Below are 16595 nucleotides of genomic sequence, written 5' to 3'. Positions count from 1 at the left end.
CTGGCCTGCAGCCGCGGTGGCTGCTGTTTCTGGCAGCCTGAAGCTTGTGGCTTGCAGCTGCTCCCAGCTACCGGAGGGACCATGAGCTACGTTATAGACCGACGCCTGAACGGCAAGAACAAGAGCACGGTCAACCGCCAGCGCTTCCTGCGGCGGTACCGCGAACACATCAAGAAAGCCGTCGAAGAGGCGGTGAGCCGCCGCTCCATCATGGACATGGAACATGGCGAGCAAATCAGCATTCCCGGGCGCGACATCGACGAACCGGTGCTGCACCATGGCCGCGGCGGCAAGCAGACCATCGTGCACCCGGGCAACAAGGAATTCACCGCCGGCGAGCACATCCCCAGGCCGCAAGGTGGCGGCGGCGGCAGCGGCCGTGGCAAAGCCGGCAACTCCGGCGAGGGCATGGACGACTTCGTCTTCCAGATCACCCAGGAAGAATTCCTCGAGTTCATGTTCGAAGACCTCGAACTGCCCAACCTGGTCAAACGTCATCTGACCGGGGCCGACACCTTCAAGACCGTACGCGCCGGTATCGCCAACGAAGGCAACCCGTCACGCATCAACATCGTCCGCACCCTGCGCTCGGCGCATGCCCGACGTATCGCCCTGACCGGCAGCAGCCGCGCACTGTTGCGCGAAGCGCAGAAGGAACTGGCCCGCCTGAAGGTCGAAGAGCCCGACAACTTCAGCGACATCCAGGAAGTCGAACAGGAAATCGACCGCCTGAAGGCGCGCATCAACCGCCTGCCCTTCCTCGACACCTTCGACCTCAAGTACAACCTGCTGGTCAAGCAACCCAACCCCAGCTCCAAGGCGGTGATGTTCTGCCTGATGGACGTGTCCGGCTCGATGACCCAGGCCACCAAGGACATCGCCAAACGCTTCTTCATTCTGCTGTACCTGTTCCTCAAGCGTAATTACGACCGCATCGAAGTGGTGTTCATCCGCCACCACACCAGCGCCCGTGAAGTCGACGAGGAAGAATTCTTCTACTCGCGGGAAACCGGCGGCACCATCGTTTCCAGCGCGCTCAAGCTGATGCAGGAAATCATGGCCGAACGCTACCCGGCCAGCGACTGGAACATCTACGCTGCGCAGGCCTCCGACGGCGACAACTGGAACGACGACTCGCCGATCTGCCGTGACATCCTGGCCAAGCAGATCATGCCGCATGTGCAGTACTACACTTACGTCGAGATCACCCCGCGTGAACACCAGGCGCTGTGGTACGAATACGAGCGTATCGGCGAAGCCTTCCCCGACACGTTCGCCCAGCAGCAGCTGGTATCGGCCGGCGACATCTACCCGGTCTTCCGTGAACTCTTCCAGCGCAGGTTAGCCACATGACCGCCAGAGCACAGAGACGCCAACCCATTTCCACCGGGTCCGAGTGGACGTTCGAACTGATCCAGACCTACGACCGGGAAATCGGCCGCCTGGCCGAGCGTTACGCCCTGGACACCTACCCCAACCAGATCGAAGTCATCACCGCCGAGCAGATGATGGACGCCTACGCCTCGGTCGGCATGCCGCTGGGCTACCACCACTGGTCCTATGGCAAGCAGTTCCTGAGTACGGAAAAATCGTACAGCCGTGGCCAGATGGGCCTGGCCTACGAGATCGTGATCAACTCCGACCCGTGCATCGCCTACCTGATGGAAGAAAACACCATGTGCATGCAGGCGCTGGTGATCGCCCATGCCTGCTACGGCCACAACAGCTTCTTCAAGGGCAACTACCTGTTCCGCACCTGGACCGACGCCAGTTCGATCATCGACTACCTGGTGTTCGCCAAGCAGTACATCGCCCAATGCGAGGAGCGCCATGGCATCGATGCCGTGGAAGACCTGATCGATTCCTGCCATGCCCTGATGAACTACGGCGTCGACCGCTACAAGCGGCCTTATCCGATTTCTGCCGAAGAGGAACGGCGGCGGCAGAAGGAGCGCGAAGAGCACCTGCAACGGCAGATCAACGACCTGTGGCGCACCATTCCGAAAGGTGCCGACAAGGGCAATGACCGCGATGAGGGGCGTTTCCCCGCCGAACCGCAGGAAAACATCCTGTATTTCATCGAGAAGAACGCACCGCTGCTGGAGCCGTGGCAGCGTGAAGTGGTGCGCATCGTGCGCAAGATCGCGCAGTATTTCTACCCGCAGCGGCAAACCCAGGTGATGAACGAAGGCTGGGCGACCTTCTGGCATTACACGCTGATGAACGACCTGTATGACGAGGGCCTGATCACCGAAGGCTTCATGATGGAGTTTCTGCAGTCGCATACCAGCGTGGTGTTCCAGCCTGGCTTCGACAGCCCCTACTACAACGGCATCAACCCCTACGCGCTCGGCTTTGCAATGTACACCGACATCCGCCGCATGTGCGAAAACCCGACCGAGGAAGATCGCCACTGGTTCCCCGACATTGCCGGCAGTGACTGGCTTTCTACCATCAAGTTCGCCATGAGCAGCTTCAAGGACGAAAGCTTCATCCTGCAGTACCTGTCGCCCAAGGTGATGCGCGACCTCAAGCTGTTCAGCATCCTCGATGACGACCAGCGCGATGACCTGTACGTACCTGCGATCCACGACGAGGCCGGTTACCGCACCATTCGCGAGCTGCTGGCCGCACAGTACAACCTGGGCAACCGCGAACCGAACGTGCAGATCTGGAGTGTCGACCGCCGTGGCGACCGTTCGCTGACCCTGCGTCACCAGCAGCACAACCGCAAACCGCTGGGTGATTCGACCGATGAAGTGCTCAAGCACCTGCACCGCCTGTGGGGCTTCGACATTCACCTGGAGACCGTGCAAGGCGAGCAAGTGATGAAAACCCACCATATGCCACCGCGCGGCGAGCACGGCGAAAGCGCCGACTACGGCCGCATGGACCTGGCCGTCATCCACCACCTCTAGTGCAACGCCATGGCTGCCGACGGGTTATCCTGTCGGCAGTTATGGAGAGCTGCACATGCACATCTACAAAGTCGGCGGCGCCGTGCGCGACCGCCTGCTCGGCCGCCCTGTCAGCGATATCGACTGGCTGGTGGTCGGCGCCACCGTCGAAGAAATGCACGCCAAGGGCTTTCGCCCGGTCGGCGCTGATTTCCCGGTGTTTCTGCACCCGCAGACCGGCGAGGAGTACGCCCTTGCGCGCACCGAGCGCAAGAGCGGGCGCGGCTATGGCGGCTTCACCTTCCACGCCAGCCCCGACGTCACCCTGGAAGAAGACCTGATCCGCCGTGACCTGACCATCAACGCCATGGCCGAGGATGAAGCGGGTACGCTATACGACCCTTACCATGGCAAGGCCGATCTCGACCAGCGCCTGCTACGCCACGTTTCCCCGGCATTCGCCGAAGATCCCTTGCGGGTGTTGCGCGTTGCCCGTTTTGCTGCGCGATATGCGCCGCTGGGTTTCCGGGTTGCCGATGAGACGCTGGAGCTGATGCGTCAGATCAGCGCTTCCGGCGAACTGCAGGCACTGACCGCCGAGCGTAGCTGGAAGGAAATCGAGCGGGCGCTGATGGAGGATCAGCCGCAGGTGTTCTTCCAGGTGCTGCGTGCCTGCGATGCCCTGCAAGCGCTGCTACCCGAGCTGAATGACGGGCCCCATGCCCTGGCCGCACTGGAACAGGCGGCAACCCACGGGCAGCCGCTGCATGTGCGCTGGGCCTGCCTGTTGCAAACGCTGGCACCCACCGCGATCAAGGCCATCAATCAACGCCTCAAGGCACCGCGCGACTGCCAGGAGCTGGCCTTGCTGACTGCCGAGTGCCTGGCGCAAGGCAACCAGGCGCTGGAGCTGCCTGCTACGGCGCTGCTGGAGATGCTGCAGAAATTCGATGTGTATCGGCGACCGCAGCGCTTCGAGGACTTCCTGAGCGCTTGCGAAATGGCTGCCCTGGGCCAGGGCAAAGCGAGTTATCCACAGGCCGATTACCTGCGCGGAGCAGCGGTGCAGGCGCGGGCGGTGGATGTGAAGCCGTTGGTGCAGGCCGGGCTGACTGGCCAAGCCTTGGGTCAAGCGCTCAAAGCCGAGCGGTTGAAAATGCTTGAGGCTTACCAGCGCAGTTCGACATAAGGGCCCTTTCGCGGCTAAAGCCGCTCCCACAGGGACCGTGTGAGCCGTGAAAGCTGCATAGCACCTGTGGGAGCGGCTTCAGCCGCGAAGGGGCCAGTACAGGTCAAGCCGGAGTCAGCTGCAACCCACGCCATTCAAAGGCAACCGGCGCCAACACCTGGTCGATCCGCGCCTCCCGCCACAACTGCGCCATGCGCTTCCCCGCCCCCGGATGCAGCAGATCCGGCGCCAGCAGCGACAGCGGCCACAGCACGAACGCGTTCTTCAGGATCTCGGCACGGGGCAGCACCAGCCCGTCGAACGTGCCATGCAGGTCGTCATACATCAGCACATCGATATCCAGCGGCAAGCCTTTGCGGTCCGGTGCATAGCGGCCGTTATCGGCTTCGATGAACTTCAGCCGGCGATCCAGCTCGATCAACGGCAAGGCAGTCTGCCCGGTCACCACGAAGTTGATGAACGGCCCGCTCTTGATCCCCACTGCCTGGCTTTCGAACGCCGGCGAACAGCGCATGTCGGTGAGGATGGCGGCCAACGCATCGAGCCCGGCGCACAGGTGCACCTCACGGTCGATGTTGCTGCCAAGGCCCAGGTAAACCGTGCTCAAAGACATCCGCGCTCGATCTCCACGCCAACACCACCACGGGCCGCCGGCACCGCACCTGGCTTGGTCAGCTTCAACCGCACCCACGGGATGTGGAACTCTTCCATCAACGTCGCCACCAGGCGCTCGGCGAAGGTTTCCACCAGCTCGAAACGGGCCTGTTCGGCGAACGCCTGGATGCGCGCGGACACGCTGGCATAGTCCAGTGCCAGGTTCAGGTCGTCACCGGCCGCCGCCGGGCGGTTGTCCCAGGCGAAGCTCAGGTCCAGGCGCAAGCACTGGCGAATATCCCGCTCCCAGTCATAAGCACCGATCACGGTATCGACTTCCAGGCCTTCGATGAACACTCTGTCCAAGCACTTCTCTCCACAGCACGACAAGGGCGACTGGCGCCGTTAGAATCAGGGCGTCCTCGCCCGGAATAGTTAGCATGTTTTGGTTACTGGCGTTGCTCGCCTACCTGCTCGGCTCGCTGTCCTTCGCCATTGTCCTCAGCCGCCTTTCGGGCAGCCCGGACCCGCGTTCCAGCGGCTCAGGCAATGCCGGCGCGACCAACATGCTACGCCTGGCAGGCCGCAAACTGGCGATCCTGACCCTGCTTGGCGACCTGTGCAAGGGCCTGTTGCCGGTATTGCTCGCCCGCCTTGCCGGGCTGGACCTGCACGCGCAAGCCTGGGTGGGCGTATGCGCGGTGCTGGGCCACCTGTTCCCGCTGTACTTCTGCTTCCGTGGCGGCAAGGGCGTGGCGACGGCTGCCGGCATGCTCATGGGCCTGTATTTCCCGGCCGCGCTGCTGGCCATCGGCGCCTGGCTGCTGACCTTCTACCTCACCCGCACCAGTTCGCTGGCCGCGTTGATCGCCACGCCACTGACCTTGCCATTGCTGGCCTGGCGCGAGCCCGAGGCGCTGCTGCCGATCAGCGTGCTGACGGTGATGATCGTGTGGCGCCACCGCAGCAACCTGCGCGATCTGTTTGCCGGGCGCGAACGGCACTTCTGACCCGCCCGGCGGCATTCACACTGGCGGCAGCTGCTCCATCGGCCAGCGTGCCTGCACGCTGATCGCCAGGTCCTGCTGCTGCCCGGCCAGCAACCGCTGGCAGCCAGCGTAGGCGATCATCGCGCCATTGTCGGTGCAGAATTGCGGGCGTGCGTAGTAAACGTTGCCCTTGATACTGCCGAGCATGTCCTCGAGCGAGGCGCGCAGGGCCTTGTTGGCGCTGACGCCACCGGCGATGACCAGGCGCTTGAGGCCGGTCTGCTTCAGCGCCCGCTTGCACTTGATGGTCAAAGTCTCCACCACCGCCTGCTGGAATGCCAGAGACAGGTCGCAACGGGTTTGCTCACTGTCGTCGCCGGCATCGCGGCACTGCTGCCAGGTGTTCAAGGCAAAGGTTTTCAGGCCACTGAAGCTGAACTCCAGGCCCGGACGGTCGGTCATCGGCCGCGGGAACACGAAGCGGCCAGGCACGCCGCGCTCGGCCAGGCGGGCGATTTCCGGGCCACCGGGGTAGTTCAGGCCGATCAGCTTGGCGGTCTTGTCGAACGCTTCGCCGGCGGCGTCGTCCAGGCTTTCACCCAGCAACTCGTAGTGGCCGATGCCATCGACCCGCACCAGCTGGGTATGGCCGCCGGAAACCAACAAAGCGACGAACGGAAACTCGGGCGGGTTTTCTTCCAGCATGGGGGCCAGAAGGTGGCCTTCCATGTGGTGCACGCCAATCGCCGGGATGTCCCACGCGAAGGCCAGCGCCTGGGCGCAGGAGGCACCCACCAGCAAGGCACCGACCAGGCCCGGGCCTGCGGTGTAGGCGATGGCGTCGATCTCGGTGGCGACGCAGCCGGCCTCGTCGAGCACCTGGCGGATGAGCGGCAGCATGCGCTTGACATGGTCACGCGAGGCAAGCTCGGGCACCACACCGCCGAACACGCGGTGCAGGTCGATCTGGCTGAACAGCGCGTCGGCCAACAGACCGCGCTCGCTGTCGTATAATGCGACGCCAGTTTCGTCGCAGGATGTTTCCAATCCCAGTACTAGCATGGGCTCGTCCCTTGTGGGGGCTGAATTCGAAGCCGCGCATGATAGTCCCCATGTCGGATACCGACCAGCGGTTTTCGATCAGAGGCTTTGCATTCCGGCTTGCTAAGGGTTAACATCCGCAACCCTTGAAAACCGACGTTCTCCAGCACACCTTTGTTTTGCCAGGAGCACGTCTACCCCGGTAATGAATTAAGGTAGCCCTGGATGCCAGCCGTCAAAGTTAAAGAGAACGAACCCTTCGACGTAGCTCTGCGTCGTTTCAAGCGCTCCTGCGAAAAAGCCGGTGTACTGGCTGAAGTTCGTAGCCGCGAGTTTTACGAGAAGCCGACCGCCGAGCGTAAGCGCAAAGCAGCTGCTGCTGTTAAGCGTCACGCCAAGAAAGTTCAGCGCGAACAGCGCCGCGCCGTTCGCCTGTACTAATACAGGCGTTCTTCGCAAAGCTTCTGCCCTGCCCGGCTAACCGCCGGGCGATGGCAGTGGTCGTTTCAAACTTGAGCAGCTAGCTCAAGGCCCTGCACGAGCTTCATGCGAACTGCGCCATGGGCAACCTGCCTGAAACGTCAGAGCTGGTCCTCCTTGTTGTATGACCAGACGTGCACGTCCGACTGACGAGCCCTCACGGGCTGGCGACGAGCACATTCCCTCGCACTTCCCCAAGCGGCACCCGCCCCATTCGGCGCGTGAGCGATTAGACTTGCCAGTTGCCAGATGACGAGACTGCCATGGCCGGGCTGATTCCCCAGAGTTTCATTGACGACCTGATCAACCGCCTCGACATCGTCGATGTGGTGAGTTCGCGCGTCCAGCTGAAAAAGACCGGCAAGAATTACTCCGCCTGCTGCCCGTTCCACAAGGAAAAGACCCCTTCCTTCACGGTCAGCCCCGACAAGCAGTTCTACTACTGCTTCGGTTGCGGCGCCGGTGGCAACGCCCTCGGCTTCGTCATGGACCACGACAACCTGGATTTCCCCCAGGCCGTCGAGGAACTGGCCCGCGCCGCCGGCATGGAAGTGCCCCGCGAGCAGGGCCGGCGCGACCACAAGCCGCGCCAGCCGACCGACTCGCCGCTGTACCCGCTGCTGGACGCTGCTTCGGAATTCTACCGCCAGGCCTTGCGCAGCCACCCGACCCGCAAGGCGGCAGTGGAATACCTCAAGGGCCGCGGCCTGTCGGGGGAAATCGCCCGCGACTTCGGCCTGGGCTTCGCCCCGCCTGGCTGGGACAACCTGCTCAAGCACCTGGGCGCCGACAGCTTGCAGCAGAAGGTGATGATCGATGCCGGCCTGCTGATCGAAAACGCCGAAAGCGGCAAGCGCTACGACCGTTTCCGTGACCGGGTGATGTTCCCGATCCGCGACAGCCGCGGGCGCATCATCGCCTTCGGTGGCCGGGTGCTCGGCGACGACAAGCCCAAGTACCTGAACTCGCCGGAAACCCCGGTGTTTCACAAAGGCCAGGAACTGTACGGCCTGTACGAGGCCCGCAAGCACAACCGCAACCTTGACGAGATCATCGTCGTCGAGGGCTACATGGACGTCATCGCCCTGGCCCAGCAGGGCCTGCGCAACGCCGTGGCCACCCTCGGCACCGCCACCAGCGAAGAACACCTCAAGCGCCTGTTCCGCGTGGTACCCAGCGTGTTGTTCTGCTTCGACGGCGACCAGGCCGGGCGCAAGGCCGCCTGGCGCGCCCTGGAATCGACACTGTCGAACCTGCAGGACGGCCGCCGCGCGCGCTTCCTGTTCCTGCCCGAAGGCGAAGACCCGGATAGCCTGGTGCGCGCCGAAGGCACCGATGCTTTCATGGCCCGCATCAACCAGCACGCCCAGCCGCTGGCCGACTACTTCTTCGAGCAGTTGAGCGTCGAAGCCGACCCGCGCTCGCTGGAAGGCAAGGCGCACATGGCAACCCTGGCCGCACCACTGATCGAGAAGATCCCCGGCGCCAACCTGCGCCAACTGATGCGCAACCGCCTGAAGGAAATCACCGGCCTCGACCCGCAGCAGGTCGAACAACTGGCGCAACACGCACCAGTGGCCAGCAGCGTGCCGGACTACGACCCTGGCTACGACTACGACGCCATGGCCAGTTACACCCCCGACTACGGCGATATGCCCCAGCACGACTACGCGCCTGTTCACCAGGAACAGGAATGGAAGCCGAACAAGGGCGCTGGCAAGAAGCCGTGGAACGACAAGCCCTGGGACAAAGGCCGCAAGGGCGGCAAACCCTGGCAGCAGCGCGACGAAGCGCCACCGCGTGTGCCGGCCCCGGTCGAGCCACCCACCCTGGCTGCCCTGCGCACGCTGCTGCACCACCCGCTGCTGGCCGGCAAGGTGGAAGATGCCAGCCATTTCGCCGACGAAGAACACCTGTACAGCCAGCTGCTGGTCGCACTGATCGAAGCCGCGCAGAAAAATCCTGGGCTAAGCTCAATGCAGTTGATCGCACGTTGGCATGGCACCGAACAGGGGCGCCTGCTGCGGGCCCTGGCGGAAAAGGAATGGCTGATCGTGGCCGACAACCTTGAACAACAGTTTTTCGACACTATAACTAGCTTGTCCGCCCGCCAACGCGAGCGCAGCCTGGAACAGCTGCTCAGGAAATCACGTCAAAGCGAATTGACCAGCGAGGAGAAAACCCAGCTTCTCGCCCTGCTGAGCCGGAATGTTCCCGCACAAACGCCGACCTCATCTGGCGCGTGAGGCCCATGCTCGGGTATAATCCTCGGCTTGTTTTTTGCCCGCCAAGACCTTCAGTGGATAGGGTGTTATGTCCGGAAAAGCGCAACAGCAGTCTCGTATCAAAGAGTTGATCACCCGCGGTCGTGAGCAGGGCTACCTGACTTACGCGGAGGTCAACGACCACCTGCCTGAGGATATTTCAGATCCGGAACAGGTGGAAGACATCATCCGCATGATCAACGACATGGGGATCAACGTATTCGAGAGTGCTCCGGATGCGGATGCCCTTCTGTTGGCGGAAGCCGACACCGACGAAGCCGCGGCCGAAGAAGCCGCTGCTGCGTTGGCGGCAGTTGAAACCGATATCGGCCGTACGACCGACCCGGTGCGCATGTACATGCGTGAAATGGGTACCGTCGAACTGCTGACCCGCGAAGGCGAGATCGAAATCGCCAAGCGTATCGAGGAAGGCATCCGTGAAGTCATGGGCGCCATCGCCCATTTCCCGGGCACTGTCGACTACATTCTCGGCGAATACGACCGCGTCACCACCGAAGGTGGCCGTCTGTCGGACGTTCTCAGCGGTTACATCGACCCTGACGACAACATCGCCGCGCCGACCGAGGAAGTGCCGATTCCGGGCGCCAAGGCCGCCGCCGCGAAGGAAGAGTCCGACGACGAAGAGGAAGAATCCGAAAGCGGTGACGACGAGGAAGAGGCCGAGAGCGGCCCGGACCCGGAAGTCGCGCGCCAGCGTTTCGGTGCGGTCAACGACCAGCTGCAGGCCACCAACAAGGTCCTGAAGAAAAACGGTCGTGCCCACAAGGAAAGCGTCGCGGCCCTGCAGGCCCTGGCCGACTTGTTCATGCCGATCAAGCTGGTACCGAAGCAGTTCGAAGTACTGGTCGAGCGGGTTCGTGATGCCCTGAACCGTCTGCGCCAGCAGGAACGCGCCATCATGCAGCTGTGCGTGCGTGACGCGCGCATGCCGCGTGCCGACTTCCTGCGCATGTTCCCGAGCAACGAAACCGACCAGACCTGGAGCGGTGACCTGGCCAAGCGCAACACCAAGTGGGCTGCCGCCCTGGGTGAAAAGGACGCTGCCATCGTCGCTTGCCAGCAGAAACTGATCGACCTTGAGACCGAAACCGGCCTGACCGTTGCCGAGATCAAGGAAATCAACCGTCGCATGTCGATCGGTGAAGCCAAGGCACGCCGCGCCAAGAAAGAAATGGTCGAGGCGAACCTGCGTCTGGTGATCTCCATCGCCAAGAAGTACACCAACCGTGGCCTGCAGTTCCTCGACCTGATCCAGGAAGGCAACATCGGCTTGATGAAGGCGGTGGACAAGTTCGAATACCGTCGCGGCTACAAGTTCTCGACCTACGCCACCTGGTGGATTCGCCAGGCGATCACCCGTTCGATCGCCGACCAGGCCCGCACCATCCGTATTCCGGTGCACATGATCGAGACGATCAACAAGCTCAACCGTATTTCCCGGCAGATGCTGCAGGAAATGGGTCGCGAACCGACCCCGGAAGAGCTGGGCGAGCGCATGGAAATGCCTGAGGACAAGATCCGCAAGGTACTGAAGATCGCCAAAGAGCCGATCTCCATGGAAACCCCGATCGGTGACGACGAAGATTCGCACCTGGGCGACTTCATCGAGGACTCGACCATGCAGTCCCCGATCGACGTAGCCACGGTCGAAAGCCTCAAGGAAGCCACCCGCGACGTGCTCTCGGGCCTGACCGCACGCGAAGCCAAGGTGCTGCGCATGCGTTTCGGTATCGACATGAACACCGACCACACCCTTGAAGAAGTGGGCAAGCAGTTCGACGTGACCCGGGAACGGATCCGTCAGATCGAAGCGAAGGCGTTGCGCAAATTGCGCCACCCGACTCGCAGCGAACACCTGCGCAGCTTCCTCGACGAGTGATGACAAACCCCGGCCCAGGCCGGGGTTTTTCTTTCCACCCCACACCCGTAGCAATGCCCGTCTACACTCGTCTTCAGTCCCCCTGAATGCGAGGCCGCTATGCACCCGATGCCGGCCATCCTGTTGCTGTTCCTTATTCTGTGGAACACAACGGCCGGCGCCCTGACCCTGACAGATGAGGAGAAAACCTGGTTGGCTGCCCACCCGCAGCTGAGCCTGGGTGTAGACGCCTCTTGGCCACCGTTCGAGTTTCGCGACCAGGAGGGCCGGTACCAGGGATTGGCCGCCGACTACATCGCGACGATCCAGCAACGCCTGGGCGTCACGCTCAAACCGGTCGAACCACGCAGCTGGACCGAAGTGCTGGCGCAGGCACGCGAAAACCGTATCGACCTGCTGCCCGGCATCATGTCCACCCCCGAGCGCCAGGGCTACCTGGCCTTCACCCGACCCTACCTCGACTTTCCCATCGTCATCCTCGCCCACAAAGGGGGCGCGCAGCCGCGCAACCTGGACGAGCTGTACGGCCTGAAGGTCGCCGTGGTCGAAAACTACGCCCCGCACGAGCTGCTACGCACCCACCATCCAGACCTCAACCTGGTGGCCCTGCCCAACGTCAGTTCTACCCTGCAGGCGCTGGCCACCGACGAGGTGGACGCCGTGGTCGGCGACCTCGCTTCAAGCATCTGGAGCCTGCGCCAACTCAAGCTCGACGGCCTCTACGTCAGCGGCGAAACGCCCTACCGCTACCAGCTGGCCATGGCCGCCCCGCGCGACAAGAAGGTGCTGGTCGGCATCCTCGACAAAGTGATGGCCGACATGAGCAGCGGCGAAGTCAGCGAAATCCAGCAGCGCTGGGTGGGCAATGTGGTCGACCAGCGGATGTTCTGGTCCGACCTGCTGGTCTACGGCTTGCCTACCGTGCTGTTGCTGATGGCCGTGCTGGCCGTGGTCATCCGCATCAATCGCCGGCTCAGTTCGGAAATTTCCCGGCGTATCGCCCTCGAGCAGGAGCTGCGCAGCAGCGAGTATCATTACCGCAGCCTGGTCGAGAGCCTGTCCGCCATCGCCTGGGAAGCCGACGCCAACGACTTCACCTACAGCTACGTCTCGCCTCACGCCGAAGGCTTGCTCGGCTACCCGCTCGCCGAGTGGCTCAAACCCGGCTTCTGGCGCAGCATCCTGCACCCGGACGATGCGCTCTGGGCCCAGGCCTACTGTGACAGCGAAACCGCGGCCGGGCGCGACCACAGCCTGGACTATCGGGTAATCCGTGCCGATGGCCAGCCATTGTGGGTGCGCAACATCGTCAGCATGATCGAGCATGGCCACCAGCCAGTGATGCGCGGGCTGATGATCGACATCAGCGAGACCAAGCGCACCGAGGACGCCCTGCGCCTGTCGGAGCAGAAGTTCGCTTCGGTATTCCAGCAGTGCCCCGATATTCTGCTGATCGCCCGCCACAGCGACGGCTGCCTGCTGGAGGTGAACGAAGCCTTCGAGGAGCAGATCGGCCTCTCCCCGGGCCAGGTAATCGGCCGCACTGCCACCGACCTCAACCTGTGGGGCGTCGAGGGCGCCGGCCCGCGGCTACTCGAGCGTTTGCACCAGGGCGGAATCCGCAACCTGGAGATGAGCTTCCGCCGCAGCAACGGCCAACTGTTCACCGGCCTGACCTCGGCCGAAACCTTCGAACTCGACGGCACTCTCGCACTGGTGGTGGCGGTGCGCGACATCAGCCAGCTCAAAGAAACCCAGCAGCAGTTGCAAACTTCGGAAGAGAAGTTCGCCAAAGCCTTCCACGCCTCGCCGGATGGCCTGCTGTTGTCGCGCCAGAGCGACGGTCTGTTGCTGGAAGTGAACGAGGGCTTCAGCCGCCTCACCGGCTATGACGTCAGCCCGACCCTGGACCAGACCTCGCTGGACCTGGGCATCTGGGTCGACCTCAACGAACGCAAGCGCCTGATCGAACAGCTCAAGCGCAACGGCTTCGTCCGCGACTTCACCTGCCACCTGCGCCGCAGCGATGGGCAGATACGCCTCTGCGAGCTCTCCGCGCGGCCCCTGCCGATTGCCGGCGAAGACTGCATGCTGACCATCGCCCGCGACATCACCGAGCGCCATTTGATGCAGGAAAAACTGCAACTGGCCGCCACCGTGTTCGAGAACACCGCCGAAGGTGTACTGATCACCGACATCGAGCAGCGCATCAGCGCGGTCAACCGTGCCTTCAGCGAAATCACCGGCTACAGCGAGATCGAAGCCCTCGGCCAGACCCCGCGCCTGCTCGCTTCCGGCCAGCACGACAGCGCCTTCTATGCCGCCATGTGGCACCAACTGACCGACGAAGGCCACTGGCAAGGCGAGATCTACAACAAACGCAAGAACGGCGAACTGTACCCGTGCTGGCTGACCATCAGTGCCGTGCGCAACAACGAACGTGAAATCACCCACTTTGTCGCCGTGTTCGCCGACATTTCCAGCCTCAAGCACGCCCAGGCCAAGCTCGATTACCAGGCCCATCACGACCCCCTGACCGGCCTGCCCAATCGCGCCCTGTTCGAAAACCGCCTGCAGGCCGCGCTCAGCTGTTCGCAAGTGTCCAACCGCCAGGGCGCGGTGCTGTTCCTTGACCTCGACCGCTTCAAGCACATCAACGACAGCCTCGGCCACCCGGTGGGTGACCTGCTGCTCAAGGGCATCGCCCAGCGCCTGAAGGAACAGGTGCGCGACGTCGACACCGTGGCCCGCCTGGGCGGCGATGAATTCATCATCCTGCTGCCCGGCCTGCACAAGCCGAGCGACGCCAAGACCATCGCCAACAAGCTGCTGGCCTGCTTCATCGCGCCGTTCCAGGCCGGCGAACACGAGTTCTTCACCAGCGCCAGCATCGGCATCAGCCTGTACCCACAAGACGGCACCGATGTGTCCACGCTGATCCGCAACGCCGACGCCGCCATGTACCGCTCCAAGGCCAAGGGCCGCAACCGCGTCGAAGCCTACACCCTCGACCTTACCGCCCAGGCCAGTGAGCGTATCGCCCTGGAGCATGAGCTGCGCCGAGCCGTCGAACGCAACGAAATGAGCCTGTGTTTCCAGCCCAAACTCAGCCTGAAAACCCAGAACCTGGTCGGCGCCGAAGCACTGATCCGCTGGAGCCACCCGACCTTTGGCGAGGTGCCGCCGGAGCACTTCATCCACCTGGCCGAAGAGAACGGCACCATCCTTCAGCTCGGCGACTGGGTTCTGGAACAGGCCTGCCGGCAGATGCAGGCCTGGAAGCTGCACTACGAACCGTTCGGCCCGCTGTCGATCAACCTCGCCGGCGCCCAGCTGCGCCAACCGCATCTGGCCCGGCGCATAGAACAGTTGCTCAGGCAATACCAGCTCAAGGCCGGCGACCTGCAACTGGAAATCACCGAAAACTTCATCATGAGCCAGGCAGAAGAAGCCCTGGCCGTGCTGTACCAGCTGAAGAAGCTGGGCGTGCAGCTGGCCATCGACGACTTCGGCACCGGTTATTCATCGCTGAGCTACCTCAAGCGCCTGCCGCTGGACATCCTCAAGATCGACAAGTCGTTCATCCGCGGCCTGCCCGACGACCCGCACGACGCCGCCATCGCCCGCGCGATCATCGCCCTGGGCCGCAGCATGCAGCTGACGATCATTGCCGAAGGTGTGGAAAACCAGGCCCAGCAGCGCTTCCTGGCGGCCGAAGGCTGTGAACAGATCCAGGGCTACATCGTCAGCCTGCCGCTGCCGCCGGACGAGTTTGCGGCAACCTTTCTTCGCATAGCACTATCGGATCTTTCAGATGGCACAGGTACGAAACCCTCGTTATAATCCGGCCACTTACTGAGGGCCTATAGCTCAGTTGGTTAGAGCAGAGGACTCATAATCCTTTGGTCCACGGTTCGAGTCCGTGTGGGCCCACCAAGTAATTCAAGGGCTGCAGCGCTACTGCAGTTTCGAGAGGGTGTTTTGGAATGCCTCCGAGGTACAGTTTCGGTACAGTCTGTACCGATGTCCTTCGGAGAACAGCATGGCAACTCTCGTAAAAACCTCTTCCGGTACCTGGAAAGCGGTAATCCGTAAAACCGGATGGCCTACAGCTTCGAAAACCTTCCGAACCAAGCGTGACGCTGAAGACTGGTCACGGCGAACCGAAGACGAAATGGTTCGCGGGGTCTACATCCAACGAAGCGGTTCAGAGCGGATGACGCTCGAGATGGCTCTCAAGCGGTATCTCACAGAAGTCACTCCTACGAAGAAAGCCACCACCCAACGAGGCGAGATCAGCAAATCGAAATCGCTGATCGCAGATCTGGGCAAATATTCTCTAGCCGCGCTTTCGACTGAAATTATCGCTGGCTATCGAGACAAACGCATCGCAGCAAAAATCAGCAATAACACCATTCGGCTCGAGCTCGCCTTGCTCAGTCATCTCTACTCGACTGCGATCAAGGAATGGGGAGTGGGCCTGACCTTCAACCCAGTCATGAACGTGCGGAAGCCAAGCCCGGGCGAAGGCAGAGACCGCCGCCTCTCTAAAGACGAGGAGGCTGCGCTTTTCAAGGCTGTCGACGCGCACAGTAATCCTATGCTCGGTTGGATTGTACGTATTGCACTCGAGACCAGCATGCGCTCTGGCGAGATAACCTCACTACGCCTGAACCAGGTCGATCTCGCCAAGCGGGTCGTACGCCTAGCTGACACAAAAAATGAATCTGCCCGTACCGTCCCTCTCAATAAAAGAGCGACTCACGCATTCCGTTCAGCGCTGGAAAACGGAGTAAGACCATCAGGTTGCGCACTCGTCTTTTTTGGTGAACCGGGAAAAGACGGGAAACGTAGACCCTATGCATTCACCAAGGTATGGGGAGAGCTGAAGAAAAAGCTGGGCATGGCCGACCTGCGTTTCCATGATCTTCGTCATGAAGCAGTGAGCCGCCTAGTCGAGGGAGGGCTATCCGACCAGGAGGTATCTGCGATCAGCGGTCATAAATCGATGCAAATGCTAAAGCGCTATACGCATCTCAGAGCCGAAGACCTCGTGGGTAAGCTGGATGAGATAGATTAGCTAGCCCGGCCATTGGCTCATAAAGTTTTCGCATGCGAAAACTTACTTAGCCTTGATCAACCTCCGCCAATCCACCTCACGTCCTCATTCCACCTGATGATCAGGCCGTAGCCACCGTGGCACGGCCTTCACATGGAACAGCATGCTTAGGTGAGCTTATC

Annotated in this window: 12 protein-coding genes and 1 tRNA gene; 10 read left to right on the top strand and 3 right to left on the bottom strand. The window is 62.1% G+C overall.

Going from position 1 to position 16595, the window contains the following annotated elements:
• Positions 1–81: 81 nt before the first annotated feature.
• Genes C6A77_RS13310 through C6A77_RS13300 form a run of 3 tightly spaced genes read left to right on the top strand, consistent with a single transcriptional unit; the run spans position 82 to position 4086 of the window.
• A complete protein-coding gene (locus C6A77_RS13310) occupies positions 82–1353 on the top strand; it encodes a YeaH/YhbH family protein (protein WP_114169881.1) in 1272 nt (423 codons plus the stop codon).
• A complete protein-coding gene (locus tag C6A77_RS13305) occupies positions 1350–2918 on the top strand; it encodes a SpoVR family protein (RefSeq protein ID WP_114169880.1) in 1569 nt (522 codons plus the stop codon). The genes C6A77_RS13310 and C6A77_RS13305 overlap by 4 nt, the downstream gene beginning before the upstream one ends.
• 55 nt (positions 2919–2973) lie before the next feature.
• A complete protein-coding gene (locus C6A77_RS13300; RefSeq protein ID WP_114169879.1) occupies positions 2974–4086 on the top strand; it encodes a multifunctional CCA addition/repair protein in 1113 nt (370 codons plus the stop codon).
• A 103-nt stretch (positions 4087–4189) separates the two neighbouring features.
• Here C6A77_RS13300 and folK read toward each other — a convergent pair whose 3' ends face one another.
• A complete protein-coding gene (gene folK / locus C6A77_RS13295) occupies positions 4190–4699 on the bottom strand; it encodes a 2-amino-4-hydroxy-6-hydroxymethyldihydropteridine diphosphokinase (protein ID WP_114169878.1) in 510 nt (169 codons plus the stop codon).
• Positions 4690–5046, bottom strand: a complete 357-nt coding sequence (gene folB, locus C6A77_RS13290) for a dihydroneopterin aldolase (protein ID WP_004375185.1) — start codon at positions 5044–5046, stop codon at positions 4690–4692. The genes folK and folB overlap by 10 nt, the downstream gene beginning before the upstream one ends.
• A 74-nt stretch (positions 5047–5120) precedes the next feature.
• Between folB and plsY the strand changes: the two genes are divergently transcribed.
• Positions 5121–5690 carry a glycerol-3-phosphate 1-O-acyltransferase PlsY gene (plsY, locus tag C6A77_RS13285; protein WP_114169877.1) on the top strand — a complete coding sequence of 190 codons (570 nt, stop codon included), beginning with the start codon at positions 5121–5123 and terminating at the stop codon, positions 5688–5690.
• Positions 5691–5705: 15 nt separating this feature from the next.
• On the opposite strand, the gene tsaD is transcribed toward plsY, so the two are convergent.
• On the bottom strand, positions 5706–6731 hold the full coding sequence (tsaD, locus tag C6A77_RS13280; protein WP_112251526.1) for a tRNA (adenosine(37)-N6)-threonylcarbamoyltransferase complex transferase subunit TsaD: 1026 nt from the start codon (positions 6729–6731) through the stop codon (positions 5706–5708).
• Positions 6732–6935: 204 nt separating this feature from the next.
• Here tsaD and rpsU point away from each other — a divergent pair, with 204 nt between their 5' ends.
• The 6 genes from rpsU (at position 6936) to C6A77_RS13250 (ending at position 16434) form a co-directional block, all read left to right on the top strand.
• Complete coding sequence (rpsU, locus tag C6A77_RS13275) at positions 6936–7151, top strand: 30S ribosomal protein S21 (protein ID WP_003255575.1); 216 nt, start codon at positions 6936–6938, stop codon at positions 7149–7151.
• Positions 7152–7453: 302 nt separating this feature from the next.
• Entirely contained in the window at positions 7454–9436 is a 1983-nt protein-coding gene (gene dnaG, locus C6A77_RS13270; protein WP_114169876.1) for a DNA primase, read from the top strand.
• A gap of 67 nt (positions 9437–9503) precedes the next feature.
• Positions 9504–11354 (top strand): RNA polymerase sigma factor RpoD, encoded by a 1851-nt coding sequence (gene rpoD, locus C6A77_RS13265; RefSeq protein ID WP_114169875.1) that lies wholly within the window; start codon positions 9504–9506, stop codon positions 11352–11354.
• 99 nt (positions 11355–11453) lie between these two features.
• Positions 11454–15197, top strand: a complete 3744-nt coding sequence (locus C6A77_RS13260) for a bifunctional diguanylate cyclase/phosphodiesterase (RefSeq protein ID WP_114169874.1) — start codon at positions 11454–11456, stop codon at positions 15195–15197.
• 16 nt (positions 15198–15213) lie between these two features.
• Positions 15214–15290 (top strand) — tRNA-Ile (locus tag C6A77_RS13255).
• A gap of 106 nt (positions 15291–15396) precedes the next feature.
• Positions 15397–16434: a site-specific integrase gene (locus C6A77_RS13250; protein WP_114169873.1), complete on the top strand. Its 1038-nt coding sequence runs from the start codon at positions 15397–15399 to the stop codon at positions 16432–16434.
• Positions 16435–16595 lie beyond the last annotated feature (161 nt).

Origin of the sequence: Pseudomonas sp. AFG_SD02_1510_Pfu_092 (genome assembly GCF_003331055.1) — a bacterium.
Classification (GTDB): Bacteria; Pseudomonadota; Gammaproteobacteria; order Pseudomonadales; family Pseudomonadaceae; genus Aquipseudomonas.
This window is presented reverse-complemented; position numbering and strand designations above follow the sequence as displayed.

Bases quoted from the DNA above. Each gene is read 5' to 3' on its own strand.
- rpsU (WP_003255575.1), top strand. From the start codon at position 6,936: ATGCCAGCCGTCAAAGTTAAAGAGAACGAACCCTTCGACGTAGCTCTG.
- C6A77_RS13260 (WP_114169874.1), top strand. From the start codon at position 11,454: ATGCACCCGATGCCGGCCATCCTGTTGCTGTTCCTTATTCTGTGGAAC.
- C6A77_RS13250 (WP_114169873.1), top strand. From the start codon at position 15,397: ATGGCAACTCTCGTAAAAACCTCTTCCGGTACCTGGAAAGCGGTAATC.
- C6A77_RS13305 (WP_114169880.1), top strand. From the start codon at position 1,350: ATGACCGCCAGAGCACAGAGACGCCAACCCATTTCCACCGGGTCCGAG.
- C6A77_RS13310 (WP_114169881.1), top strand. From the start codon at position 82: ATGAGCTACGTTATAGACCGACGCCTGAACGGCAAGAACAAGAGCACG.
- plsY (WP_114169877.1), top strand. From the start codon at position 5,121: ATGTTTTGGTTACTGGCGTTGCTCGCCTACCTGCTCGGCTCGCTGTCC.
- rpoD (WP_114169875.1), top strand. From the start codon at position 9,504: ATGTCCGGAAAAGCGCAACAGCAGTCTCGTATCAAAGAGTTGATCACC.
- folK (WP_114169878.1), bottom strand. From the start codon at position 4,699: ATGTCTTTGAGCACGGTTTACCTGGGCCTTGGCAGCAACATCGACCGT.
- dnaG (WP_114169876.1), top strand. From the start codon at position 7,454: ATGGCCGGGCTGATTCCCCAGAGTTTCATTGACGACCTGATCAACCGC.
- C6A77_RS13300 (WP_114169879.1), top strand. From the start codon at position 2,974: ATGCACATCTACAAAGTCGGCGGCGCCGTGCGCGACCGCCTGCTCGGC.
- tsaD (WP_112251526.1), bottom strand. From the start codon at position 6,731: ATGCTAGTACTGGGATTGGAAACATCCTGCGACGAAACTGGCGTCGCA.